General features: G+C 52.4%; 23 protein-coding genes. 12 read left to right on the top strand and 11 right to left on the bottom strand.

The annotated features are described in order from the left end of the window. Nucleotides 1-301: 301 nt before the first annotated feature. Entirely contained in the window at nt 302-889 is a 588-nt protein-coding gene (locus BM123_RS22250; RefSeq protein WP_139212056.1) for a hypothetical protein, read from the bottom strand. 206 nt (nt 890-1095) lie between these two features. On the opposite strand from BM123_RS22250, the gene BM123_RS22255 reads away from it, so the two are divergent. Next, nucleotides 1096-1920 (top strand): alpha/beta fold hydrolase, encoded by an 825-nt coding sequence (locus tag BM123_RS22255; protein WP_090173087.1) that lies wholly within the window; start codon nt 1096-1098, stop codon nt 1918-1920. 162 nt (nt 1921-2082) lie between these two features. Here BM123_RS22255 and BM123_RS22260 read toward each other — a convergent pair whose 3' ends face one another. Then, entirely contained in the window at nt 2083-2985 is a 903-nt protein-coding gene (locus BM123_RS22260) for a glycoside hydrolase family 73 protein (RefSeq protein WP_139212060.1), read from the bottom strand. Between the two features lie 220 nt (nt 2986-3205). Between BM123_RS22260 and BM123_RS22265 the strand changes: the two genes are divergently transcribed. From BM123_RS22265 to BM123_RS22280, 4 genes are all read left to right on the top strand, one after another. Further along, nucleotides 3206-4051 carry a hypothetical protein gene (locus BM123_RS22265; protein WP_090173091.1) on the top strand — a complete coding sequence of 282 codons (846 nt, stop codon included), beginning with the start codon at nt 3206-3208 and terminating at the stop codon, nt 4049-4051. 40 nt (nt 4052-4091) lie between these two features. Then, nucleotides 4092-5078 (top strand): 6-phosphofructokinase, encoded by a 987-nt coding sequence (pfkA, locus tag BM123_RS22270; RefSeq protein ID WP_090173093.1) that lies wholly within the window; start codon nt 4092-4094, stop codon nt 5076-5078. 114 nt (nt 5079-5192) lie between these two features. Beyond that, a complete protein-coding gene (locus BM123_RS22275; protein WP_090173095.1) occupies nt 5193-6830 on the top strand; it encodes a lectin-like domain-containing protein in 1638 nt (545 codons plus the stop codon). 771 nt (nt 6831-7601) lie between these two features. After that, nucleotides 7602-8351, top strand: coding sequence for a LytR/AlgR family response regulator transcription factor (locus tag BM123_RS22280; RefSeq protein ID WP_090173097.1), 750 nt, complete (start codon nt 7602-7604; stop codon nt 8349-8351). Nucleotides 8352-8375: 24 nt separating this feature from the next. On the opposite strand, the gene BM123_RS22285 is transcribed toward BM123_RS22280, so the two are convergent. The 4 genes from BM123_RS22285 to BM123_RS22300 all read right to left on the bottom strand — a co-directional run bounded on the left by BM123_RS22285 (nt 8376) and on the right by BM123_RS22300 (nt 14269). After that, the gene (locus BM123_RS22285) at nt 8376-10253 is read right to left on the bottom strand and encodes a sensor histidine kinase (protein ID WP_090173099.1); all 1878 of its coding nucleotides are present in this window, start codon (nt 10251-10253) and stop codon (nt 8376-8378) included. Nucleotides 10254-10308: 55 nt separating this feature from the next. Then, entirely contained in the window at nt 10309-10710 is a 402-nt protein-coding gene (locus BM123_RS22290; protein ID WP_090173101.1) for a response regulator, read from the bottom strand. Between the two features lie 119 nt (nt 10711-10829). After that, the gene (locus BM123_RS22295) at nt 10830-12710 is read right to left on the bottom strand and encodes a T9SS type A sorting domain-containing protein (protein ID WP_175489513.1); all 1881 of its coding nucleotides are present in this window, start codon (nt 12708-12710) and stop codon (nt 10830-10832) included. A gap of 605 nt (nt 12711-13315) precedes the next feature. After that, on the bottom strand, nt 13316-14269 hold the full coding sequence (locus tag BM123_RS22300) for a restriction endonuclease (protein WP_090173170.1): 954 nt from the start codon (nt 14267-14269) through the stop codon (nt 13316-13318). A gap of 457 nt (nt 14270-14726) precedes the next feature. Between BM123_RS22300 and BM123_RS22305 the strand changes: the two genes are divergently transcribed. The 5 genes from BM123_RS22305 to BM123_RS22325 all read left to right on the top strand — a co-directional run bounded on the left by BM123_RS22305 (nt 14727) and on the right by BM123_RS22325 (nt 19035). Beyond that, entirely contained in the window at nt 14727-16064 is a 1338-nt protein-coding gene (locus tag BM123_RS22305) for a glutamine synthetase family protein (protein WP_090173105.1), read from the top strand. Beyond that, nucleotides 16061-17083: a hypothetical protein gene (locus BM123_RS22310; protein ID WP_090173106.1), complete on the top strand. Its 1023-nt coding sequence runs from the start codon at nt 16061-16063 to the stop codon at nt 17081-17083. Before BM123_RS22305 ends, BM123_RS22310 begins: the two co-directional genes overlap by 4 nt. Nucleotides 17084-17146: 63 nt before the next feature. Next, complete coding sequence (locus BM123_RS22315; RefSeq protein ID WP_090173108.1) at nt 17147-17995, top strand: HAD-IIA family hydrolase; 849 nt, start codon at nt 17147-17149, stop codon at nt 17993-17995. 57 nt (nt 17996-18052) lie between these two features. Beyond that, nucleotides 18053-18307 carry a hypothetical protein gene (locus BM123_RS22320; protein ID WP_090173110.1) on the top strand — a complete coding sequence of 85 codons (255 nt, stop codon included), beginning with the start codon at nt 18053-18055 and terminating at the stop codon, nt 18305-18307. A gap of 149 nt (nt 18308-18456) precedes the next feature. Continuing rightward, nucleotides 18457-19035 (top strand): HD domain-containing protein, encoded by a 579-nt coding sequence (locus BM123_RS22325; RefSeq protein ID WP_090173172.1) that lies wholly within the window; start codon nt 18457-18459, stop codon nt 19033-19035. A gap of 208 nt (nt 19036-19243) precedes the next feature. Here BM123_RS22325 and BM123_RS22330 read toward each other — a convergent pair whose 3' ends face one another. Next, nucleotides 19244-19657, bottom strand: coding sequence for a YeeE/YedE family protein (locus BM123_RS22330; protein WP_090173112.1), 414 nt, complete (start codon nt 19655-19657; stop codon nt 19244-19246). Between the two features lie 6 nt (nt 19658-19663). Further along, nucleotides 19664-20254, bottom strand: a complete 591-nt coding sequence (locus BM123_RS22335; protein WP_217642205.1) for a YeeE/YedE family protein — start codon at nt 20252-20254, stop codon at nt 19664-19666. Nucleotides 20255-20459: 205 nt separating this feature from the next. Between BM123_RS22335 and BM123_RS22340 the strand changes: the two genes are divergently transcribed. Together BM123_RS22340 and BM123_RS22345 are read left to right on the top strand one after the other, a co-directional pair. After that, entirely contained in the window at nt 20460-21275 is an 816-nt protein-coding gene (locus tag BM123_RS22340; protein WP_090173116.1) for a phosphatase PAP2 family protein, read from the top strand. Between the two features lie 129 nt (nt 21276-21404). Further along, nucleotides 21405-22091, top strand: coding sequence for a VIT1/CCC1 transporter family protein (locus tag BM123_RS22345; RefSeq protein WP_245748656.1), 687 nt, complete (start codon nt 21405-21407; stop codon nt 22089-22091). 28 nt (nt 22092-22119) lie between these two features. On the opposite strand, the gene BM123_RS22350 is transcribed toward BM123_RS22345, so the two are convergent. The 3 genes from BM123_RS22350 to BM123_RS22360 form a co-directional block, all read right to left on the bottom strand. Continuing rightward, entirely contained in the window at nt 22120-23616 is a 1497-nt protein-coding gene (locus BM123_RS22350) for a DUF4153 domain-containing protein (RefSeq protein ID WP_090173119.1), read from the bottom strand. Between the two features lie 120 nt (nt 23617-23736). Further along, on the bottom strand, nt 23737-24063 hold the full coding sequence (locus BM123_RS22355) for a winged helix-turn-helix domain-containing protein (RefSeq protein WP_090173121.1): 327 nt from the start codon (nt 24061-24063) through the stop codon (nt 23737-23739). Continuing rightward, complete coding sequence (locus BM123_RS22360) at nt 24060-24707, bottom strand: hypothetical protein (protein WP_090173123.1); 648 nt, start codon at nt 24705-24707, stop codon at nt 24060-24062. The genes BM123_RS22355 and BM123_RS22360 overlap by 4 nt, the downstream gene beginning before the upstream one ends. Nucleotides 24708-24766: the final 59 nt, after the last annotated feature.

Raw genomic sequence — 24766 nt, forward strand, 5'->3', positions numbered from 1 at the left:
AGTACGGGATCATCCTAGTCTCGTTGTAAATCTAAAAATAAGTCGGCAGATGCTTGCTTGTTATCAGTATAACTTCGCTGAGCCCTTCGGGGTTCTTGATTTGCTACCGCAAGTGACAGCTCACTGCGTTCGATCGAAACAAAAATCAACTATTAGATTACAGTTTTAGATTTGATGCGTTTGCCCTGCAGCAGCTCGGGACTAACGAGATGTACAATTAATAAACTGCCCCAGGCAATTTCAAGCCCATGCCTGTGAGCCAACAGCTGCCAGGTACCGTACGCTCACCACGAAACAGGCTTCAGTGAAGTAAAAAATCTTCTCCGTCTAAGCTTTCGGAGGGAAAGTCCGGATTGGTCCAGGTATTTTGCTGGTAGGTCAGCAGGAAGTTAGCTAACTGCACTGGCTGGTCCAGCAGAGCAAGATGCGGCGCATTCCTAAGTACCTGATAGGAGTTACTGCCACTGGTCGTTCCAAGATTAAAGTAAATTTTGCAATCCTGGGCCATTTTCAATAAGCGCGGCGTATCCGCCAGGGTAAGCACGCTATCTCCCTGCATAATGCCTCGCTGCTCCATTGCCCGTGCGAATGGGTTAACGGACTCGAACAGGTCGTAGATGACCGCCTGGACGAGCTCTCCCTTCCCTATCGACCAATTCAACCGCTGCAACAGCACGGTGGTCGTGGCCGGGTCAAGGTCGCTGATTAAAGCAACTTCTACTCCTTTTTTATTGAGCCAGCGAAAGGTAGCCTCAATACCGGGGCTACGATCAAGTGAAGCCGTGCGGATGTAAGAAGACAGGTCTTCCTGAACATAAACACAAACATCCTGAAGGCGAAACATAGCAATTTTGAGGCGGGACCGGCGGGGAGAAAAAAGCATAGTCAAGAGAGATCGTTTGGCAACAGTAAGCTGGAATACAAACAATAACGTCCTCTCCAAAACAAATCGCAAGGCAAATTCAAGGATATAAAGTCAGCGCAACAAGGATTTAATACCTGCTTAATGATAAAAGCGACTAGTTTCGCCGCAGCTAACAAACACTTAATGCAGGTACACGTTCCATAACCTCAGAACTTCACAACTCCCCTACCTTGGCTGATATTCTTCACCATACTATTCACCATACTGCAGACGATGCTGACTGGATGCTCTTCATCCACGGAGCGGGAGGAAGTTCACTTACCTGGAAATACCAGGTAGAAGCTTTTGAGCCGCATTTCAACCTGCTGCTTATCGATATGCGGGACCATGGATATAGTAAGCACATCCAGCCGGCATATGACACCTATGATTTCGACATCATTGCCAATGATCTGCTCCGTACGATCGATCACGTCGGTGTACAAAAGGCCCACTTCATTGCCCTGTCCCTGGGAAGTATTATTCTTCAGAAACTCAATGATCGTCGTCCGGAAATGATGACCACCATGATCATGTGTGGAGGGGTGTTCAAAGCAGACTGGCGCATTAGCTCCTTTGCGCATGCTGGCAAATTCATGAGCTACTTCGTCCCCTTCCGCTGGATTTATGACGGTTTCATCCTGATTGTGATGCCGCGCAAAAACCACGCCTTCAGCCGTAAACAATATCGGAAGCAATCGCTGAAGCTCGCTCCTAACGAATTCCTCAAGTGGCTGGGGCTATACAAAGACTTCTTCTCCGTTGTCCGAAAATTTTACGACACCAAATTAACCACCCCCAGCCTGCTCATCAACGGAGAGCAGGATCACGTCTTTCTTGATGCCGCGAAGCGGTACGCCAGGAAGCACGCCCCATTGGCAGAACTGATCGTGATGGAAGGCCGGGGCCACCTCTGCAATCTGGAGGACCGAAAAGGATTTAATAAGATCGTGCTGGATTGGTTGGGGAAGGGCAGTATAGCCTCCGGCGCAGTTCCTGAAAAACAAGTCTCCTGACCAGCAGGGGAAGCAGGCCCTTTGTAGAAGGTTACCTCAACCAACAGCCCCTCAAAGGTGCTCAGCACGAAGCGGATTGTAACCCAGAGTTCCTTTCCCTTAGGGGGTGCTGCGCGGTGAGGGCGCGGTTCCTGCCGAGGCCGCTAATCTTTCCTCTAGCCCCTAGGCTTCTACCCGATCATAAGCGTCCAGCCCGAGGTTTTCGATGATGGTGACCAGCTTGTGTCCGTAACGCTTGTCGGTAGCGTAGCCACAGGACTTCAGGCCGTGCGCCCACTTTTTATAATCGACACCATAGGATTTCAGTCGCGCGTAGCGGCGGCTGTTGAGGAGTTCACTATGCTCGCGGAAGCTCTCTGCGACGGAGGTAAACACCCGGAACATATCGTAGCGGGTATCGTCTCCGTAATTGCGGCAGGTACAGCCCAGGCATTTTGATCGACATTTGATGCCGAAGTGATTGTTGGAGTTAACGGCCAGCTTGCTGTCTCCGGCGTTACTTTCCAATAAGCCCTGCGCCAGCGTGATGCTGGCGGGGATACCAAACTCTCTCATCTCCTGCTGAGCGATACCTGCATACCGACGCAGATAATGCTGAACCCGGTCTTTTTTAGCCTTAATGATGGCGGGGGCTAATCCTTTCCGCTCCCCATAGTCGGGGCTAAGCACCAGTGTCAGGTTACTGATATGCGGAGCGGGATCATCAGAGAGTGCGACTTCGTTGAAGCCTTTATGCTTCGCATCAATGGCTACGGTTGTTTCGCCTGGGGCGAAGCTGGCAGCTTCATTAGCGGGGAGCATGTTTTGAAAGGCCGCCAAAAAAGCAGAAGCGGGGTCGCTGAAGCTAAACGTCCAACCTCCCGATAGCGAAGCCTCCGAAATCTGAGCGGGGCCGGGCTCCAGGGGATCATACATGTCCACACTGAAGGTGAGCCCCCGGCTGATACATATATAAAGGATTAGAGCAATGAGCAGTAGCTCAACGGCATAGTAAACAGCATAATCGAACAGCTTTCCGATGTAGCGTCCAATAGCGGTGGGAGAAGGGGAGGTGGAAGGAGTCATGATATTTTTTTGCAACCGGGAGGAAAAGGGAAAACTGTAAATTGTTAAAACAAAAATAGGTAAATTGTTTTGATTTAAAAACAAAACAACATTTTTTGTTTAAAAACACATTCCCCTACCCTCCTTGCTCATTAGGTGTTCCTTGCACCTGCGTCCGCGCCAAAAGGCACTTAGTGTAAAAAATACACTACCTTCGTCTGGAAGGAAAAAAACATGTGCGATGTTACTGATTGCTGATGCCGGTTCGACCAAGGCTGACTGGGCCTGGGTTGCGAAAGACGGAGAGAATACTTTTGTAAACACCCTGGGTTTTAACCCCGTGGTGCATCCTCAGGAAATCTTACTGGGAGAAGTTGAAAAGCTCTCTAAAGACTTGCTGCCCGGATTAATCCCGAAGGAAATTCATTATTACGGAGCTGGCTGCTGGGATCATCGGCGGAAGAAAGTGATCTACGATGCACTGGTGTCTGTTTACCCCTCCGCCAAAATTGAAGTCATGCACGATCTCCTCGGCGCCGCCCGTGCGACCTGTGGTCGTAATGCGGGGATTGCCTGTATTTTAGGCACGGGCTCCAACACCTGCCTTTACGACGGTGAAGACGTAACCGACAACGTCACGAACCTGGGCTTTATGCTGGGCGACGAAGGAAGCGGATCTCACTTAGGTAAGGCCTTTCTCCGGGCCTATTTTTACCGGGAGTTGGACGATGAGCTCAACGATGCCTTTGAGAAATTCACGACGATTGACAAATCGATGGTGCTGGATAAGATTTATGAATCGGACATGCCCAATACATACTTGGCCAGTTTCACCCGCTTTATGGGCGAGAACATTAGTCATCCGTTGATTCAGAAGATTGTTTTTGAAAGCTTCGGAGAGTTTCTGGATCGCCACGTCCGTAAGTACCACGGTCACCTCCGAGTTCCGATTCATTTCATCGGTTCCATTGCCTTTCACTTCAAATCGATTCTTTTGGCGGCCCTCAATGAGCGCGATCTTCGCGCGGGGCGCTTCGTACAAAAGCCGATTGAAGCACTGGCGGATTTTCACCAGAATGAGTTGTAAACAAGACTGATTTTATACATTTGCCCGCTCGACAGAAGCTATGGAAAGAAAAGATATCCGACGGATTGCCGTATTTACCTCCGGTGGCGACGCCCCCGGCATGAATGCCGCCCTACGGGCAGTAGTGAGAACCGCTGCCTGGAACAAACTCCATGTCTACGGTATTGAACGTGGCTATGAGGGAATGATCGATGGCCACTTCAAACGGCTGGAAAGGCGGGATGTAGCCAACATCATCCAACGTGGCGGAACGGTTTTGCGTACAGCACGTTCTATGCGATTCATGACGCCGGAAGGCCGGGCTATGGCCGCCGACCACCTGCGGGCCTATGATATTGATGCCTGCATTGCCATTGGTGGAAACGGTACGTTTACCGGAGCGAAAATCTTTAGCGAAGAGCACGGTATCCCCTTCATTGGTGTCCCCGGAACCATTGACAACGATCTCTACGGAACCGATTACACCATCGGCTTTGATACTGCCGTCAATACGGCTATTGAAGCCGTGGACAAAATCCGGGATACCGCGGACAGCCACAACCGCCTGTTCTTTGTAGAAGTGATGGGCCGGCACTCCGGCTACATTGCGCTGTACACCGCCATCGGATCGGGCGCCAGCAGTGTCCTGATTCCCGAAGCGGAGACGGACCTGGAAGAGCTCAAGGCCGTCTTCCGTAAGAATAAAGCCCGGGGCAAACTCTTTAGTGTCGTTATCGTAGCTGAGGGCCACCCCATGGGTGGCGCTGCCGGCATTGCTGCTCAGATCAAAGACGAACTCGCCAGCATGGAGCCGAAGGTAACCGTGATTGGTCATATGCAGCGGGGCGGTGCCCCGACGGCGGCTGACCGGATGCTGGCCAGCCGGCTCGGCCATGCTGCCGTGAACCGGCTGCTCTTAGGTGAAGAGAACGTTGCCGTTGGCGTTATCAGTAACGAAGTTGAAACCACCTCTTTTGATGATGCGATTCATAAGGAGAAAAAGCCGAAATCTTCGCTGATTGAGATGGCCAGTATTTTATCTATCTAGAACCGGGGCCATCTGAGTGAACGCGGACGGCCTGGTCCGTCCGCTAAGGGACAAGACGACTGACTAAGTGTTACAAAGACGCGGAGAGCTGCATTCTCTCCGTAAATTGCCCTCATGTCCCGCCTCATTCAAATTTTGAGTCACCTGCTGCTGGTACTCTTTTCTCTTTTGCCCGGCAGTCTGTCCGCACAATACTTCCTGAACGGCGCAGCAGTGCAGACTAATGACAGTTGTTTTCAGTTGACTTCTGAAACATTATTCGAGGTAGGCTCCATCTGGTTTCCGGAAAAAATAGACCTGAGAAACAGCTTTGACCTGGTAATGGACATGTTCTTTGGCTGTTCGGACACTCAGGGAGCGGATGGCATCGTCTTTGGTTTGCAGCCCGTAAGCGCCAGCGTAGGCGAAGCCGGAGAAGGCCTTGGCATTGGCGGAGTGAGCCCCGCCCTGGGCGTTGAGTTTGACACTTTCCAGAATACTAACCGCAACGACCCGACTTTTGACCACGTAGCCATTATGGCTAACGGCTCCGTCACTCATTCGGGCCCCAACAATCTGGCCGGGCCGGTACAGGCCAGTGCGACGGCTGCCAACATCGAAAACTGTCGTTTTATGCCCCTGCGCGTCACCTGGGATGCGCCAGCGCAAACGCTGAAAGTTTACTTTGACTGTAGCCTGCGGCTGGAGTATACCGGTGATATTATAAACGACATTTTTGGCGGAGACCCCTTCGTTTTCTACGGTTTCGCTGCTGCTACGGGGGGCTTGTTCAACCGGCAGGAAGTATGCTTCCGCTTCAACTCCCTTTTGAAGCAACTGGAAGACGTGACCATGTGCCCGGGCGGTCAGGTACTGCTGGATGTTTTTGGCGGAGACCGTTATGAATGGACGCCCGTTGCCGGGCTTGACGACCCAACGGCGCCCAGTGTAATTGCCTCCCCGGATACGACGACAGTGTACACCGTTAGCATATTTGATGCCTGCGGCATTCCATTGCTGGATACCGTCCGAATTGCCGTGGAAGGCGATAGTGCCTTCGTGAAACTAGGCCCGGATACGACCATTTGCCCTCAGGACTTTCTCCTCTTCGACGTAAGCACCCCTACGGCTGTTTATGAGTGGTCAGACCCGACCCTTAGCGGGCCCGTAATTTCTGCCAGCGAGATTGGTATTTACGAAGTAACCGTTACCCGCCAGGACATCATTTGTGAAGCCTCAGATCGTATTGAAATTGATCACTTGCCCGTACCGGATTTTGACCTTGGGCCAACGGATACTACCCTCTGCCGTGGAGACTTACTGGAGCTAACCGCAGTTTTTGAGCTCGGAGATCCTTTTTTTGAAGACGGGCGCCCCTTCGACACTCTCTACATTTCCCGCCCGGGCCGCTACCGCGCTTACGTGGAACATCCCTGTGGAACGCTGACTGACCAGGTAAATGTAATCTTTGAGAACTGCCACCAGGTCTACCTTCCTACCGCCTTCTCCCCGGACGGAGACGGGGTTAACGACCGCTGGTTTCCGCAGGACGGCGGAGACGTGGTGACCATCCACCGGCTAAGTATCTACGACCGTTGGGGCGGACAGATGTACGAAGCCAGTGAACTGCCGACTAATGCCCCCTCCCTCGGCTGGGATGGTCTTTTAAACGGAGAGCCAATGCCCGCGGGAACCTACATCTGGGTGCTCGACGCCAGCTACCGCGATGGCTCCCGGACGGTGGAGCAGGGCGATTTTGTTTTGGTGAGATAACACGTTAAAAAGCGGGCCTCTCCGTGAATTCCCTGCCCGCAGTGTACTGGCCGGCATACGAATCCCGGAAACTTTGCCCTAGCCTATCCTTTTTGAAGAGTATCGGTTTGCGTTCAGATTCATCGCTGGCAGCAGCTTTTACACCTTCCTGTCCGGCAACATTTTGCGGCATGCGGCAAGACTCAGTTAGTGCGCCATAAAACCTCCTTACGGCAACCTTTTTTCGGGCGCTAACGCGGGTGCAGTGGGAGGTAAAAGAGCAAGGGGAATTCCCTGCCCCGACTTAACTGATCGTTAGTGATGAAATGCGGGTTTTTACAAGGCAGAATGGCGATTCCCCCACTATAAAAAGCCTCCTTCGGCACCCGATGCGGTAATCGGGACTCCGCAATCAGGGAGAAAAACCTCCTTTTTTCAAAAACCTTTACTGTATAAACAGACCGTTCCCTGACGTCACCCTGTTACTGCCTGAAAACAATGTGATTTGTTAATTAAACAGCCTAGATTGGGTCTTTGAAACAAAAGGAATAGTTTTTTGAGAATACATTTTTTACTTTTTTAGAGACAATATGAACAATTCGGTAACCGGAGCAGGCTTCTTAGCCTGCTCCGGTTTTTTCATTACGTCAAAGTAGTTACCATAATGTCGGACAAACCAATATCTTGTGGGGCCCAAGATCGTGTCCCAAAAGGAGGGAGCTCCGTGAATCTTTGACCTGCATCTAAGTCAAAAAATCTGGCGCATGTTCACCTCCTTTAACGCTGGTAATCATGAAGAAAAAGACCATTTTAATCGTTGAAGACGAGCCCATTATTGCCGCGGATATTCAGGATCGCCTGATGGACCTGGACTACCAGGTAATCGATGTAATCGACAACGGAGAAGAAGCACTGCTAAAAATCCGGCAGGAAGTGCCTGACATGATCCTGATGGACGTACATCTTGCGGGAAAACTGGATGGCGTTGAGACGGCGATCCGCATGCGGAAGATAACCGACACTCCTCTCATTTTTCTTACCAGCAACTCTGATGAGCCAACCTTTCAGCGGGCGAAGGAGGCACGGCCACATGCCTTTATTTCTAAACCTTTTCGGGGGAGAGATTTACTCCACGCTATTGCCCTTGCCATTGGGGAAGGCTCCATAGATTCTTCAACTCATCTGCCTTCAGCTAATACACTCCAGGGGAATACGCCCCAGGCTTCTCACGATCGTTTGTTCATCAAGGTTAAAGATCGGTTGATCCGATTAATGCTTACCGACATTTTATACCTGGAGGCGGACGACTACTACTGTAAGGTCCACACAGAGGATCATAGCTACCTGGCCACCAAAACACTGAAAAAGCTTAGTGAACAGTTGCCACCGGATGGCCCCTTCTTTCGTTGTCATCGCTCCTATGTGGTCAACATAAAGCGAATTACCGAGATTAGCGAGACCCATGTTTTTCTCGGCGGGCAAAAAGTCCCGCTGAGTCGTTCAAAGCGACCTGAAATCCTTGTATTGGTAAACAAGATGTGAGAATCTCAGCCCGAGAGGATCAGCTTAGGCTGCAAAAGAAATTTCTACTCCGTAGCCCTCGCCCGCCATAACGCGGACGTTTCCCTTTAGTTTTTTAGTCAGCAATCTGATCAGGTTATTACCAAAGGAAGTGCTATCTGCATGTTCTTTTGCCGAGGTCACTCCCACCCCGTCATCAATTACGGCTAATCGGAATTGGTCCTTTTCCTGGTGTAATACAATCTCTATTGTTCCTTCCCGACCTACGGGAAAGGCGTACTTCAAAGAGTTCGTGACCAACTCATTCACAATCAACCCTAATGGAATCGCCTTGTCAACATCGAGGATAATTTCCTCCACATCATAGAAAATGTCGACTTGTCCTTCCAGCAAGTAGGTCCTGATCAGGGTATCTCCCAGATCATTAAGGTAATCGGACATTTGAACCGTCGTTACTTCATCTCCCTGATACAGTTTTTTGTGAATAAGGCCCATGGCGTTCACCCTGGTCTGACTTTCCCGCAGGGCCTCGCGCCCTTTGGCGTCATCAGAATCCAGCCCGCGCTGTTGCAGCTGAAGCAGACTGGAAATAACCTGAAGGTTGTTTTTAACCCGGTGGTGGATCTCGCCGATCAAGGTTTCTTTATCAGCCAGTAATTGTTCGTTTTCAAAGTTCCTCTTCTTGAGTCGCCGGCTCAGCAGATAGAAAACTACTCCGGCAACAAATGCCAGCACAAAGCCGAAGATCGTTGCGTAAAGACTGATTCGCTGACGGGCCAACTGTTCTTCCTGCAACTGAATTTGAACTTCCTTTTCTTCAGCCTTGTACTTCTCTTCCAGTTCCAGCAGGTTTCTGATGTTTTTCACTGACTGAAGCGAATCCTGCTGCGCCTTCATTAATTTTCCGTACCAGACAACCGTATCGTATTGCGATTGATTCAGCCCCACGGTTTGCAGCATTTGATAGGCCTTCTTTAATTCCAGCGGGGAATTTGATTTTTCCCTGATAGAGCGGACCAACCCAAGCAATAGCCCCCTGGATTCATCATGGCGCCCGATCCGCTGTAACAACAGACCTTTATTTATTTTCAACCAGTCAAAAGAGGCTTCTCCCTCCCAGTCTTTTAATAGTTCATAATCCTTAAGAGCCTCGTCGTAATTACCGAGCATTAGGTGAGATTCCGCATGTGCACTCAGTGCATTTCCCTTCTCAAACTGCAGCTTATACTCTCTTGCTAACGCTAACGATTTCTCAGCCATTACCAAGCCCTCTTCCGGACGCCCCAGTATATTGAGATTCTCCGCCGCATTACTGAAACATAAAACCTGAAGATCAACGTATCCACTTTGCTCTGCCAGTGCGATAGCCATAGAATCATACCTTACCGTCAACTCATTATCTCCTAAGGACGAACTCAATCCGGCTAATATCTGATATGTTTCCGCCTCGTAGTAAAACTGCCCCGAATCATGATAAATTTTCGCACGGGCTGTAGCGAGTTCGGCGCATTCTTCAGTATCCCCAATGACCATCAGCATCTGCATTTTGGTGGCATACGCTCTGGCTAACAGATCCTCCTGCTTGCTCTTGTAAGCAAAAGAAATGGCCTTATCTATCGCTACTAAGCCTTCTTCAATTCTACCCGTATTGAGGTAATAGACGCCACGATTAGAATGAACGATCCCCAGGGTCCAGAAATCGTTCAACTCCTGTGCCAGCCTCAGCGGATGCTCAAACATTGAATCCGGAACTACCTCCCCTGCATTGATTACTTCAACAAGAAGTTCGCTCAATTGCTCTAATTGAACTGAGTCCCGGGGGCTGGAAAGTATTGTCTCCAACCGATCAGAGTACGACTGCCCGGACAGGAAAGTAGTCAGCAGAAAACAAAGTATCAGGGAGGAGAGACTAATGCCGTTCATTAAGAACTTTTTTCACAGCAACGATCAGTACAATATAAACAAAGTTACTCATTTATTAGCCTTTACTCAGAATGTCCTGCAAACGCAACAAGCATTCCTGCAGAAGATAAGGCTTAAACAAAATTTCCTGCCGCCCACTAAAGTATCGATTGCGTTCAAGTTCTGTATATCGAGATGCCGTAATCATCAGACTAGGCAGCGCATAGTGATTAGCCAGGTATTGCCCCAGCTCAAGGCCGTCTGTCCCCCCCGGATATTTAGCATTAATCAGCGCAACATCGAAAAGGTTACGTTCACATAACCAAAGCGCTTTTTCAGGGTTTTCAACCCTGTAAGCCTTCCAGCCAGCCTCCTTTAGTGCTTCTTCAAGCAGGTAACCCTGTAATGCGTCTTTTTCCACCATAAGAACATGGTAGCCTGTGGTTGCACATACTGGAACGATGCCTGAATCGATCATGTATCAAATATATCGACGCACAATTTCAGGGTGGAAATTTCTCAGGAAAAGCGACCGTTCTTCCCGGGAACAGAAGCTCTTTTATAGTGAATGGCCAACGGGCAACAGCAGAATACTTCTCATTCCAGCAAAACAACCCTGGCCCGAAACAGCTTCCCGCTACTTTCCTCTCTGACGAGTAAAAAGTAACTACCTGAGGGCAAGGCACCCAAAGACAAATCACTGCCTGATCTCCTCTCCCGGGCCATTACCAGCTGCCCGGTAGCGTTATATACCCGAAGGCTGTGCAAACCTTCAACCCCTTCCATCCGCATCATCCCGTCGTTAGGGTTGGGATAAATGGTTAATACGCCCGGGGTAAAAGCAATATCCGTAGCCGAAGTCGTAGCGGAACAGCTCCCCGCCATATTCTCCAGAATGGCCTTGTACTTCGGAGCGGGGATCAGCGCCGTATCCTGATCCATCGTCTCCAGCATACCCCAGCTCCCGAACTGGGGGCTGCGGGGAGCAACGAAGGAGAAGTTCATCAGTTCCAGCGGTCTTCCTTTATCGTCAACCAGTGTGCGGAGAAGATCAAACCACTCATTATACAGATTGTACATGGATGTATCCCGCTGAACATCAATCAGGGCCTGCTCGTAGCTGGGAACAACGCCAAAGGGATTAGGCGTCAGGTGCTGCCCGCCTTCATAACAAGCCAGCGGCTTGTTGATCCGGTCGGCTACCTCCGTTTTGATGTCGGAGAGATAAGCAAAACCCGTAGGCATTGATGCCCGTGCGAGCCGGGCCACATCCGCTACCGTAGCACCGGCCCCTAAGCCGTCAAGCTCCGCCTCCGCCTCATCCGTGAAGCCGAAGTAGAAGGTGGGAGAAACGAAATCAAAGGACGCCGAGTCGACGTTAAAAGCTACCCGTTGCGCCACATCAAGCCAACCGGCCTGCACCCCCACCACTCGGCTGGTCCGCTCGGGCACCCCGGCGTATTCCTCCGTCCATACGTCGAGCATATTCTGAATGAAAGTGGTTGTCCCCTCCGGCCAGGAAATTCCGGGGATCTCACAACCATAACGATTGGCCCACTGGGCCTGCGGAAAGATCCAGTTCCAGATTTCGTTGCTGTATTCAACGTAGAGGTGGCGCTCCGGCTCCAGGTTATCGCGAAAGAAGCGGGCCATTTCCCGGACATAGTCTTCGCTGGCGGTATGTGGCACACACACCCATCCGTCTTTGTCGTAATCGTTCATGAAGCGGACCATCATTTCGTAGGGAATGCCCTTGCTGTGCGTCCAGGTGTAGAAATCTGGCTGGCTGCGGCCAGCCCAGTCGGTCAGGCTGCCATCCCCCGTTTCTCCGGCTTTAGTGCCCCAGCCGTTGGTGGATCCCCAGTCCATAAAGCGGACCGTTTGAAATACATCCACCTTCTCCAGCCAGACGGGGTTGAAGGGCTGCTCCAAGTAAGTGGCTTCGGAGCCGGGCATGAGCAGGCGGATATTATGGATAGGATCAGCCATTTCGCTGCGAACGATCTTGATTTCCACCACTCCGTCAATGCGGTTAACGAGATCAAATGTAGCCCGACGGTCATCAGCCAGGACGGTCAGGTTTTCGTAGGTACCGAAGAAGGAAAGCTCTCCGTCTCCGTCCCAGAGAACAGTATATTGACCCAGCGGCCAACCATCGGTTTTGCCCCAGATGGTAGCGACCTGCTGCGGATACACCGAGCCGTTCACCATCTGTGGCGCATGGGTCGGGTAACCGTCGGGCCGGTAGCTGAGACTGTCCGCAAATTCAGAATTGAAGGGGGAGGCCGGGTCGCCAACCGACTTTGTGTACCACTCCCGGCTGTTCCGCATCAGATCCACGAAGGGTAATTCAGTGCCGTAGTCCGCCAGACCGGCCAGGTTAGTACCCATGGCGAGTTTGCAGCTGTCGGGGAGCTGGGCGTGGGCGCCGACGCAGGTGCAAAGAAGTACTCCGATGGAAAGCAAAAACTTAATCATGCTGGCAGAAATGTTTAGTTTGACAAGGTACGGTTTTACGCGAAAGAGATTACACATTGTTCCTTAAAGGCCAGAAGAGCCCACTACCGAAAACAAAAGCATTGAGACCAGTTTTTTGTTACCAGAGAGGAGTCTCCGGAGGTTTCCCAAATGATTCTGGTGTTCTGATCTTGAAGACTTGAAGTAAGGTTTTCAGAAACTGAAAGGTCTTTCCCTCAACTCCTTTTCGCCTCCCGCTCCTCCGAAAAAATATACAATGCAAGAGCTTCGGGGCTCCTGAATACAAGCCGGCATCCGCTACGCACAATCGGGCTCCACCCAGCGTGGTCCTTTTCCAAAGGAGTTGACAGGCTGAAGGAAAGCCAGTCTCGGAACTGGAATCTGAACCGCCCCTACAAAGAGCAGGATTCGTTTTTCTTGTTATCCCTGCTCTTCGAAGAGTCTTTTCCCTGCACCTGCGGCCGCGCCCAAAGAAGCCTCCTTCCCTGCGAATAGTGCAGGTTCTTTGAAAACCTTTTAAGAGATCGTAGGTGCTCAAAATCGCCGAAACATTCGCGCGCAGCTAGCGAATAGAGCGGGCGTCGCTTTGATATCCTGAAATTCTATCAGACCACCTCTCCTTCAAAGTAATCAGTATCTACTCGCTTTACTAAATAAGTGTCTTTTATGGATACTCCGATATTATGAGTTATCATGAGTTCTGCCAACCGCTCACCATTAATCCGAACGAGGCTATAATCATTACGTGGAATGTAATTCCAAGCATCTTGGGTAAAATCGGAAGTAGTAATAAACACCCCTTTCTTTGCTCCTTCCTGAGCTAGTGCACCAACAAATTTCTGTATTTCTGGACGCCCTACATTCCCTTCCCAGCGCTTCGCCTGAATGTAAATCTTATCCAACCCCAAAGTATCTTCATTTATCAGGCCGTCAATACCGCCGTCCTGGCCAGACCGGGTACGTGTACCATTAGCAGCATCTGCACCACCATACCCCATGGCAATAAGCAAATCGACTACGAGTTGCTCAAAAAATTGAAAGCTTTTTGCTTTTACCTTTTCAAGCACCTCTTTGGCTAAGGCCTTCTGCAAACTAAGATATACGTTTTTGATTTCAATATCCGGCGTGTCGACGCCCTTACCAACAGATTGAGGTAGTGGCATATTTACGTCATTATCCCCTTCATCAGTGCTCGAATTAGAATCCGTAGAATGAAAAGCCGCAAATTCCTCTGAATAATCTTTCAAAAACCGTACATCTAATTTTTCCGGCGGATGCTCAAGAAGTTGCTCTCCTTTTGATGTTATTGTCACCTGTCCTCGTTCAGGCTGTTCTAGCAAACCAGCATTTTTCAAATATGTCTTTGACCAAGCTATCCGATTGTGGTATAATTTCTGACGACCACTCGGTATTTGCTCTTCCCTTGCTTGGTCGCTTAGTTGAAAAGTATCTGCCAATGTCTCATAAATATCTCGTACCGCGTAAATCTTACCATCACTTATCGCCTGCAGGTAAGGCAGAAAAAAGCTCTGAAAGTCCGGGACAGTATCGTTACTCATTTTCATCATTTATTGACATGAATGTATCATTTTGGCAGGTACTTCCTCCTTGACTACGACCTTGCAATTTGCATACAGATCCGCTTAGTCTTTCCCCTGCACGGCCCAGCCCGCGGCACGAAGTTGTTCATCAATCTGGTCACGAGCAATTTGCTCCGGGTTTTGGTTCATGAGGTGGTCTCTTGAGCGGTCGGTGCGAGCCAAGGTACGCATTATTGACCGGTCCTAACCATTATCTTTACCCTGCCCTTCAGGGTCTCAAAGCGGCCCCGCACCTGCGGCGAAGCAAGCAGGCAAGTGGGGTTCTTTGAGCGCCCGGATTCTTAGTCCCGGGCGCTCAAAGAACCCTCTTATTTCCGCGCTGCGCTCGCGGAAAGAAAGCCGCTTTGAGACCCTCATCAAAGTCCCCAGCTTAACGAGTAGCCCCTAACTTTACCCCCGCCCCAACCCACCCCTCATGCAAAACCTCCTACCCTGGCTAAAAGCCCAAACCCACGACCACCTGAAAATCGGCCTCACCGACCTCGACGGCGTCCTGCGGGCCAAATACCTCTCCCGGAAGAAAGTCCTCAGCGGGCTGGAAAAAGGGCTGGGCTTTTGTAACGTCGTTTTTCAATGGGACATCGGCGACGCCCTCTACGGCAACGGGCTGGCCGAAGCGGGCTTTGCTGACGGGCCGGCGGCCTACGCCGCCGGCACCCAACGCAATATCCCCTGGGAGGACAACCTCCCTTTCCTGCTGGCCGACTTCCACGGCGCGCCGGCCGGGCCGGCGGCCCGGGGCTGCCCCCGCAGCCTGCTGCGACGGGTCATCGCTAAAGCGGAGGCGATGGGCTTCTCGGCCCGATTCGGGCCGGAATACGAGTGGTTCGCCTACCGGGAGACGCCCGCGGAACTGGCCGCAAAAGACTACCAGAATGCCCGCCCGCTCACGCCCGGCATGTTCGGCTATTCCGGCCTGCGTACCAGCCAGAACGGCGACTATTTCAAGGACCTCTTCACCCAGCTTACCGCCTTTGGGGTGGAGCTGGAAGGGCTGCATACCGAGACCGGCCCCGGTGCTCTCGAGGCCGCCATCGCTCACCAGCCGGCGCTGGAGGCAGCTGACCGGGCCGTTCTCTTCAAGCAGGGCGTCAAAGAAATCAGTTACCAACATGGCATCGTGGCAAGCTTTATGGCCAAGCCCTCCGCTGACCTGCCCGGCTGCGGCGGGCATCTGCACCAGTCTCTTTGGCGGGGAGAGGAAAATATATTTCACGACTCCCAAAGCCCCGATGGCATCAGCCAGACGATGCTTCATTACCTCTCCGGACAACTGACGCTGCTCCCGGAAATTCTACCCCTCTTTGCCCCAACCGTCAACAGCTACAAGCGCTACGTGGCCGGCTCCTGGGCCGCTACACGGGCTAACTGGGGCATTGACAACCGGACCGTCGCCCTGCGCGCCATCCCCGGCGGCGGCAGCGCTACCCGCCTGGAGACCCGGGTGCCGGGAGCGGACGCCAACCCTTACCTCGTCATGGCCGCAGCGCTGGCGGCGGGGCTTTATGGCATCGAGCATGAGCTCGAAGCTCCGGCACCGGTAGCGGGCAGTGCCTACGAGCAAACAATAGGGGTCGTTCTACCCACAGATCTGGGCGCGGCCGCAGGTGCCATGAAGAACTCGGAGAAAGCAAGGGCTTGCTTCGGTGATGACTTTTGCGCACATTTCGTACGCAGTCGGGAATGGGAATGGCAACAGTATCAACGAGCTGTCACCGACTGGGAAAGAAGCCGTTACTTTGAGCTAGTATGAAAAATTATAAAAAGATCATCCGCTACGCCTGGCATGCCTACGACCACACAAGGACAATTGACCGGATTACGGACATCAGCGCGAAAGTGTCTACCAACCATGTCTATAAAGTAGAATTGACGGACGGCAATGTCGTCATCGCTAAACTGACCATTTTCGGCAACTTCGAGTCCTTCGCCGAAGACCACACCATCATCAACGTGCTGGCCAACAACCTGCCCGTCCGCTACGGCAACTTCCTCAGCCGGGCACTGATGAAGGGGCAAAACCTGTTCTTCCACCGCTACATTGATGACAAGCAGGACGCCTGGGTCATCTTCTACCGCCCCATCCACATCGTGGAGAACCCGCCAAAAAAGCTGAAGCTCAAGCAGGTCCGGCAGTTTGGCCGCGAGATGGCCCGCTTCCATAAAGACTGCACGCTGGTGTCCAACACCCTGCCGCAGTCCGGCCGGGACATGACCACCGACGTCAACGCACTACTGGTAAGCGCCCGCGAAGACTACCCGAAGCACTATCCGCTGATCGCCAAACACTGCCAGCTCTTCCTGGAAAACACCTTCCGGATCAACGTTCACGGCTTTAAGAAAATTCCCATTTTTGTGGACTGGAATATCGGCAATTTCTCCATTGACGGAGACGGCATGATGACCAGCCGGTGGGACTACGACTGGTTCCGGATGTCAACCCGGGTGGCCGACTTCTATTTCCTCAGCCGGGTAGTTTCCAAGGTGGGCGATAAAACCGTTTTCACCTACGAAGCGGACCGACTCATGGAGCCCCGCTTTATTGAATTCCTCAAAGCTTACCACAAGGTTTTCCCTCTTTCCCGCCAGGAGGTACTCTTCATCAAAGAAGCCTATCGTTTCTTTCTGCTCAACTACGTATTGCGGTTAGGGCGCTATTTTTTCCGGCCAAAGTTTGCTAAAAAGCTGGCGCGCGAAGTCCTCAACGAGCATCTCATTACGCTCGATGAAAAGATCGACACGGAGCGGCTTCTGGCGGCTCTTCGCCTCTAGACAATGCCTTAGTTCTGACCCATTGTCCGATATTCCTCTCCTATCGTCCAGAAATTCCCCGACATGACCACCCAAAAGTTTTCCGCCATCTCCGCACCTTACAAAGCCATCCTGCTGGACAGCTACGGGGTGTTACGTAACCACCGGGGCCTCATCCCCGGTGTGGTAGAGACCGTAGAGCGCTTACGGAAAGAAGGAAAAGTTATCCGCGTGCTCACCAACAACGCCGCCCGTTCTCCGGAAGCGGCGGCGAAGAACCTCGTTAAATATGGCCTGCACGGCATCCCTGCGGAGGAAATCATCACCTCCGGTGCAACGACCCGCCACTTCCTTACCCATAAGATTCAGGCGGGAAAGGTAGCCTACCTCGGCACCCCTCAATCCGCTGAATACATCTTCAGCGCCGGCCTGGAAGCCGTAGCCGTTGCGGATGTGGACATGGCCCGCCTGGACGAGATCAAAGCCGTTGCCTTTCTCGATGATGAGGGCTATGACATGAACCACGACCTGAACAAACTCATCAATCTGCTGCGCCGCTGCCAGGTGCCGGTAGTGGTGGCAAATACGGATCTGCTCTACCCCGTCTCCGCTAACGATGTAGCCCTGGCCACGGGAAGCATCGCCCGGCTGGCGGAATATGTACTGGGGCGCCGCTTTGTCTCCTTCGGCAAACCCGCCAGCCAGATGTTCCAGTTCGCCATAGACAGTATGGCCGGCCAGGCCCCCGACCTTACTCCCGCTGACATTTTGATGGTGGGCGACACCCTGCATACAGACATTCTCGGGGGCAATACCTTTGGCGTATCCACGGCGCTCGTCCTTAGCGGAAACACCCAACCGGAAACGGCGGAGCTGGAGATTCGCTCCTCCGGCATTTTGCCGGACTTTGTGTGTAGCTCGATCGGGGATTGAGAAAAGTAGCCTACAATTTCCCTACCTTCCCCTCCTAACCTGTAACTAAGCCGAATCATGCCCAAATACATTCCCGACGAAACTGACATCATCTTCATCCGGCTGCTGCGCAGACATATCGGGGCGGAATGGTCCGTCGCTAAAGCTGCCATTTTAAAACAGCTGCCGGAGGGGATTGACCCGGAAAGACTGTCGAAATACGTCGACGACTCCGACCACCCCCACATACACATCAATGCTTATGGCGTAGAACCCCGCTTTTATGCTCACCGGACGAGTAAGCGTCTGCTGGAGTTTTACCCCACCAAGTAGAACGAGTCGTTACGCCCCCTGCTATTACACCTCCCCCTGCACCTGCGGTCCCGCGCCCCGTTCTGCCATAAGAAATGGGTACCAGAACGACGGGCCAGGATGAACAACCGCTGAACTCTGCGTACTTTACGAGTCTAAGCCAGCCGCCAATGACCCAACGTCCCTCTTCTCTTTCTTACCGGGCAGGCCGCTATGTAGCCCGACTCTTGATCACGGAGCTTCCCCGCGATCGCCTCTACCACAATCTTCATCATACGATAAATGTTCTGCAGGGCGTGCTGGTCATTGGCAGGGCCGAAGGCGTGAGTCCGGAGGAAATGGAAATCCTGCAGTTGGCGGCCTGGTTTCATGACTGTGGCCACGTAAAAATTTACAGCGGACACGAACTTGCCAGCATGGATATTGCCCGAAAATATTTACTGACGCAGGATTTTCCGGACGCTAAGATCACCACCGTTGAACGCTGCATTCTGGCCACTCAGATGCCTCAGGAACCTACCGACCTGCTCGAAGAAATCATCTGCGATGCAGACATGTACCACCTGGCACTGCCTACCTACGAGCAGTCTCAGGAGCTCTTACGTGAAGAATGGAACCTGGTGCTTGGTAAAGCCTACACGGACGAGGCCTGGGAATCGGAAAATCGGAAATTCCTGAAGGACCATCACTACTTCACGACTTATGGCCGGGAGGTTTTGCAGCCGATGAAGGACATTTATTGTTTTTAGCTAAGCAGCAAGGAATAACACTTATTCATCCACGCTTCTATTACAGTGTGACATAAGTTTATGAATATTCTGTTGGCCCCTCGGTGCTGCCCCCACTGAGCTTGCCGAACGTATCCCTCGGCTCGCATAGCTCGCTCGAAGGAGAAGCCAGCCGAGAAGTGCGCCGAGGGCCTCAATACAAATAGGTAAAAACTAATATTACACTACACTAATGCGGCAATTTGCTGCGTACCGCCCCGTACACATAAGTCCCCAGCATCGCGCTCAGAATGACCACCCCGATCGCCCAGATGCCCTGCCCCAGGAGCGTAAACAATGGTCCCGGGCAAGCGCCGGTAAGTGCCCATCCGAGCCCAAAAATGGTGCCGCCAAAAAGGTAGCGTGGCACACTCCAGTCCTTGTTTTTCAGGTTGAGTTCGCTGCCTTTGTAGGTCTTCACGTCGAAGCGTTTCATCAGGGCAATACCAATGACCCCCAGCACGACGGCCGTACCGATGATGCCGTACATATGGAAGCTCTCAAAGCGGAACATTTCCTGAATACGATACCAGGAAATGGCTTCAGACTTGGTCATCACAAAACCAAAAACGATGCCCAGAAAGAGGTAATATAAGATTCTCATGTCGGGTCAGATTGCGAGGATGAAAGGAAGGAACAGCCAGGTCATCAACAGTCCGCCGGCAAAAAAACCGATGACCGCAATGAGGGATGGTAGTTGGAGATTGGACAAGCCCGTGATGGCGTGCCCTGAGGTACAGCCACCCGCCCAGCGGGTGCCAAAGCCGATCAGGAAACCGCCACCAACCAGCGCCACCAGCCCCCGCAGGGTGAATATCTGATCCGTTGCGTACAGCTCTGGCGGGACGTAACTGGACGAGCTCCCCGTATCCGCCGGAGCGGTGATGCCCATACCGGCCAGCCAATTAATGGTGGAAGCTGAAATTTCGACGGGTTCCGGATTTGGGAACACGAAAAAAGCCAGATAGCCACCGATGATGGCCCCGGCGGCAAAGACCAGATTCCAGCGCTGCGCCTTCCAGTCAAAATCAAAGAAAGCGTGGCGTTTGCCAGCGCCTGCGATGGAGCACATCGTCCGCAGATTAGAAGAAAAACCGAAGGTGCGCCCGGCGTAGAGCAGCAGGAACATCGTTGCGGCAATCATGGCCCCGGAGACGGACCAGTGCCAGCTTCCGGAGAGCCAGCTCATTAATGTTGTCATTAGAAAAAATTCCTTGAAGTAAGTCGATGTAAACCCGTAAAAGTGGATAGGGTTGCCCATTAACTACGGGCAGATTGTCTTTATCTGACCGCCGGCCAGCCGGCCACTTTGCAAAATAATTCCGGTCAGGTTTCACTAAATCGCCAAAAAAGTACGTTCTTGAACAGCATTGACAGATAACCAGGTCCCCGGCATCATCCACTAAATGCCACTTATTTTGCTACAAAATTTCTTCACCCTACTGCTGTGCCTTCTGCTAAATGCAGGCTTATTTGCGCAGTACACTCCGACGGTCAGCCCCTATCATCTTTCCCTGAAGCGGGAACTGGTGTTCGGTGGCCTGGGGGCCTTAAGCCTCGGAACGGGTACCTGGCTCCAGAACCGGGCGGGGGAGCCGACCGCCACTGATCTTCGCCTGCAGAAATATGACCAGATCAACAGTTTTGACCGTCTGGGCAGCCACATTGGAAGGGATCGTCCCCGCAAACTAAGCGACCTGGGGCTAAATGTGGGCTCCGGCTTGCCGGCACTGGTCCTCCTCAGCAGAAAAAGCCGGTCTGACTTCCCCAAGATTGCTTTGCTCTATGCCGAAACGATGGCCATTACCGGTGGCATCACCAGTATCACCAAAGCAGGCTTTCTACGCGTAAGGCCCTACGTTTATGCGCCAGACTGGGACCCCAACCAACCGCTGAAAAGCGGTGACCGGGCCTCTTTTCTTTCGGGCCATACGTCTCTCTCGGCCGCCGGGTCCTTCTTCTTCGCTCGGGTGTTTGCCGACTATCATCCTGACAGCAGGTTGAAACCCTACGTCTGGGGGCTGGCCGCCACCATTCCGGCGGTGACTGGCTATCTGCGCATTCGGGCCGCCAGGCATTTCCCCAGCGACGTACTGGTGGGGTATGCCCTCGGCGCCTCCATTGGTTATCTCGTACCTACTTTACACAAAAAGCCCATTCTTCCCCGTGGCATGACGATTTCTCCCATGGGGCAGGGAATGTATTTGAGCTACCGGTTTTAGGGCTTTAGAAAAACCCGCTCGCCGGGCTGGAGATCAATCGGTCCTGACTACCTTAGGGGCGCCGGAGCTCTTCGGCAGGCTCAGGCGGGGCCGCAGGATGCAATGGCCGCTTCTCAAACAGCAATGCTTATGACGCCCGAAGACCATTTGATCAACCGCAGCAACTGGCTCCGTGCCGCCGTATTGGGTGCCAATGACGGTATCCTGAGTGTGGCCAGTGTTGCCATTGGCGTGGCGGCAGCCAGCGTGGGCCGGGAGCCCATCGTGCTGGCTTCCGTAGCCGCTTTGGTTGCCGGGGCCTTATCCATGGCTGCCGGAGAATACGTCTCCGTCAGCTCTCAATCCGATCTCGAAAAAGCTGATCTCGAACGGGAACGGAAAGAACTTGCGGACACCCCCGAAGAGGAACTCCGCGAACTCGCCGCCATCTACGAAGGCCGTGGCCTCCGCCCGGACACAGCCCTCGAAGTCGCCCGACAAATGACCGAACACGATGCCCTGCTCGCCCATGCCCGCGACGAACTCGGCATCAGTGACATGACCGAAGCCGATCCGCTGCAGGCAGCCCTTGCCTCCGGGGCCGCCTTCACCGTAGGTGGTGCAATGCCTGTGCTCGTATCCCTTTTCGTTCCGCTGAGTTCCATGGTTCCGGCACAGTATGTGTTTGGCATCCTTGCCCTCGCTCTGCTCGGTTTCCTGTCCGCCCGAACGGGCGGCGCCAGTATCTGGCGCCCCATTCTCCGTATCACCTTCTGGGGTACGGCAGCAATGGGGCTGACGGCTCTGGTGGGTTACCTCTTTGGGGTGAATATTTAGACGGTAATGGTCTACAACCGTTCCCCTTCTACCGCAACTCCCGCCAGTTCCTCCAGTCCGCATAATTCCAGGAACGCCAGTCGGCTATCCGATGTGTATTCGGCAGCATTTTCCGGTGCATTTCCCCTTTTGAGGTTTCGCCGGGATGTGCCTCATCGTAAGCCTCAATCAGAAAAGCATTACTGGCGGGAAGCACATTAACCAGGTAGTACCAATCGACTTCTTCCCACTCCTGAGTCGCCAGGTTATAACGGGTGATACCATTAGTCCAGTTTACGGCTCCCAACACAATCAGCGCCAGCCAGAGGGCCATCCCGTTGGCCTGAAAGAGGTAACTGATCGTCAGACGATGACCTACTTTACGCCAAAGCGTGAAGAGGCCGAACAGCATAAGCAAGAGCACGAAGAAAACATACACCCGCCCCATGGCCAGGCCGTAGGCATCAATATAATGCCAGTTCCGCACCCCTACCGAAATGGCCAGGATGGAATTCTGCGCCAACCACAATCGGGCAAGTGGCGGCAGGGCGGTAGCCTCTTTGAGAAAATTGAGGTTGCCCCGAAAATAAAAAAGCACCACGGCCATCGCGAGAAAAATCGAGATAACAAGGTTCCAGGTGCCCACGTGGACGTAGTGACTCAGTGTAGAAGCGCTCAACTCGCTGGCGTTGAGCCAGACGTAGCGGAGGTCCGTAAGGTTAACTGCTGCCAGCAGCACATTCAGCAGACCAAAAGTGATGACGGATTGACGATACTCATAGCGTAATGCCATTGGGTTTGGGGTGGATGAAGGACGGGAGTAGTAATTCTTCTCTGCCTGAGGTGGAACCGCCTGTCGTTCAGGCCGGCTCCGAATCATATCATCCCGAAATGCTGATTGTAGCTTAATCAGTCTGAACTCCCTCGTTGTCGGAAATAAAAGGCCCGCCGACAGAAAGCCGGCCACCAGCATCAACAGGATTACCCAGAAGGTGGTGGGGCTAATATTAAACTCACTGAATAAGCCGAAAAAGCCACTGACCAACTTGCTAAACTGGCCATTTCCCGTCAGGTAAAAAAAAAGAAATGGTACCGCAACCAGCAGCGGTAGTGCGACTTGCTTAAGCCAGGGAGACAGTGTGCCATTGGGGGTATTCTGTAGTTGGGCCCTTGAGGCCCGCTGACTGCGCCACCAGCGCAGTGGCCCGGCGAAGAGACTCACTCCTCCCAGTAACAGCCCAAACCAGATAAACCGGAGCTCGCGCGCCTGGGCGAAGCCCAGGACGAGCAGGTAGGTCGCATGGTGCGCCAACAGGCTAAAGTCCGTATTCACAATTACTACACTAACCGCAGAGAACAACAGGCCCGCAACGGACCAGACGAATGGACGATGTTTTCCCAACTCTGGCCGTAGCCAGAGAGTAAGCGTAAGCAAAAGTCCGTCAAAGATCAGGAGGTTGACGCCCATCTGCCCCTTATAGAAAAGGACAGCATAGGCTACAGCCAACACTAATATTGCAATGGTTTTTTTGTGGTGGTTATTCATTGTTAAGTTTTTAATAGTTCTTTGTTTTTCAAAGTTTTATTGCGTAAAAAATGGCTGGCCGTTTTCACTATCCGTTCACTGACGAGCTATAGTTGGCTCATTACCAAAGGCTACATCTATCTAATTATCCACCAGCTTGATAAAAGCTTCTAACTCCGTCAGGTGTGCTTCAAAGGCCTTTTTCCCGCCCTTGGTTACCCGGTAACTGGTTTTGGGTTTATCATTGACGAACCTTTTCTCCACCTCCACCTGCTTCTCCTTCACGAGTGCTTTGAGGTGGCTGGCCAGGCTACCATCCGTTAGTTCCAGGGTGTCTCGCAGTGTAACGAAGTCTATCCAGTCATTGACCATCAGAATGGCCATGATCCCCATTCGGGTACGGTGGTTGAAGAGCTTGTTCAGCCCTCCGATTGAAATTTTACCCGTTGCTTTTAGTACGTCTTTCATGCGCGATCATATTTGCGGTACATCCACAGGCCGTAACCAATGTGCAATACACCAAAGCCAAGGGCCCAGAAAATCAGGCCGTAACCGATAAAGAAACAAGAGATCAGCCCAAGCACAATCTCCAGATAGCCGAGATAACTCAGTTCTTCGCGGGCGTACCCGCTACCGTTGAGCAAGGCCAGACCGTAGAAGATCAGGGTCGTCGGGCCAATGAACCCTCCGTGTTCATGGTAGATCAGGGCCAGGCTGAAAATGCCGCCCACCACCAGCGGAACAGCCAGGTGAAAAGCCAGCTTATAAGTCTTCTTGTCCAGCAGCTTCTGTCCCATCCGTTTGGCCCGCCGCACGGTAAAGTAATAGCCAGATGCCATCGCTCCGGTAAACACGAAGCCTGCCATCATAACCAAAAAAGGTAAGGGCGCAATTCCCCAGGGGTGAGAGGCGAGGCCTAAAGAGCGGTGAATGAACACCAGGTCATGCCCACCCGCCCATTGATAGAGTATGGTCAGTGCTACACCACTCAAAGCAAACAGACCGGCTCCAATTCCCGAAAGTCCGCTCAGACCAATGAAATAACTCGAGCGCTCCATGAGCGAACGGATTTCCCTAAGATCATTTATCGGGTTAGCGATGTAATTAGACATAAAGTGCTTTGTATTGCAAAGCTATGTTCTTTTCAGGTATTTTGCAACAAGGTCATTCA

Origin of the sequence: Neolewinella agarilytica (assembly GCF_900110645.1) — a bacterium.
GTDB lineage: Bacteria > Bacteroidota > Bacteroidia > Chitinophagales > Saprospiraceae > Neolewinella > Neolewinella agarilytica.

Excerpts from the sequence above, each read along its gene's own strand:
- BM123_RS22260 (WP_139212060.1), bottom strand. The coding sequence starts at position 2,985 with ATGACTCCTTCCACCTCCCCTTCTCCCACCGCTATTGGACGCTACATC.
- BM123_RS22265 (WP_090173091.1), top strand. The coding sequence starts at position 3,206 with ATGTTACTGATTGCTGATGCCGGTTCGACCAAGGCTGACTGGGCCTGG.
- pfkA (WP_090173093.1), top strand. The coding sequence starts at position 4,092 with ATGGAAAGAAAAGATATCCGACGGATTGCCGTATTTACCTCCGGTGGC.
- BM123_RS22275 (WP_090173095.1), top strand. The coding sequence starts at position 5,193 with ATGTCCCGCCTCATTCAAATTTTGAGTCACCTGCTGCTGGTACTCTTT.
- BM123_RS22280 (WP_090173097.1), top strand. The coding sequence starts at position 7,602 with ATGAAGAAAAAGACCATTTTAATCGTTGAAGACGAGCCCATTATTGCC.
- BM123_RS22285 (WP_090173099.1), bottom strand. The coding sequence starts at position 10,253 with ATGAACGGCATTAGTCTCTCCTCCCTGATACTTTGTTTTCTGCTGACT.
- BM123_RS22290 (WP_090173101.1), bottom strand. The coding sequence starts at position 10,710 with ATGATCGATTCAGGCATCGTTCCAGTATGTGCAACCACAGGCTACCAT.
- BM123_RS22295 (WP_175489513.1), bottom strand. The coding sequence starts at position 12,710 with ATGATTAAGTTTTTGCTTTCCATCGGAGTACTTCTTTGCACCTGCGTC.
- BM123_RS22300 (WP_090173170.1), bottom strand. The coding sequence starts at position 14,269 with ATGAGTAACGATACTGTCCCGGACTTTCAGAGCTTTTTTCTGCCTTAC.
- BM123_RS22305 (WP_090173105.1), top strand. The coding sequence starts at position 14,727 with ATGCAAAACCTCCTACCCTGGCTAAAAGCCCAAACCCACGACCACCTG.
- BM123_RS22310 (WP_090173106.1), top strand. The coding sequence starts at position 16,061 with ATGAAAAATTATAAAAAGATCATCCGCTACGCCTGGCATGCCTACGAC.
- BM123_RS22315 (WP_090173108.1), top strand. The coding sequence starts at position 17,147 with ATGACCACCCAAAAGTTTTCCGCCATCTCCGCACCTTACAAAGCCATC.
- BM123_RS22320 (WP_090173110.1), top strand. The coding sequence starts at position 18,053 with ATGCCCAAATACATTCCCGACGAAACTGACATCATCTTCATCCGGCTG.
- BM123_RS22325 (WP_090173172.1), top strand. The coding sequence starts at position 18,457 with ATGACCCAACGTCCCTCTTCTCTTTCTTACCGGGCAGGCCGCTATGTA.
- BM123_RS22330 (WP_090173112.1), bottom strand. The coding sequence starts at position 19,657 with ATGAGAATCTTATATTACCTCTTTCTGGGCATCGTTTTTGGTTTTGTG.
- BM123_RS22335 (WP_217642205.1), bottom strand. The coding sequence starts at position 20,254 with ATGACAACATTAATGAGCTGGCTCTCCGGAAGCTGGCACTGGTCCGTC.
- BM123_RS22340 (WP_090173116.1), top strand. The coding sequence starts at position 20,460 with ATGCCACTTATTTTGCTACAAAATTTCTTCACCCTACTGCTGTGCCTT.
- BM123_RS22345 (WP_245748656.1), top strand. The coding sequence starts at position 21,405 with ATGACGCCCGAAGACCATTTGATCAACCGCAGCAACTGGCTCCGTGCC.
- BM123_RS22350 (WP_090173119.1), bottom strand. The coding sequence starts at position 23,616 with ATGAATAACCACCACAAAAAAACCATTGCAATATTAGTGTTGGCTGTA.
- BM123_RS22355 (WP_090173121.1), bottom strand. The coding sequence starts at position 24,063 with ATGAAAGACGTACTAAAAGCAACGGGTAAAATTTCAATCGGAGGGCTG.
- BM123_RS22360 (WP_090173123.1), bottom strand. The coding sequence starts at position 24,707 with ATGTCTAATTACATCGCTAACCCGATAAATGATCTTAGGGAAATCCGT.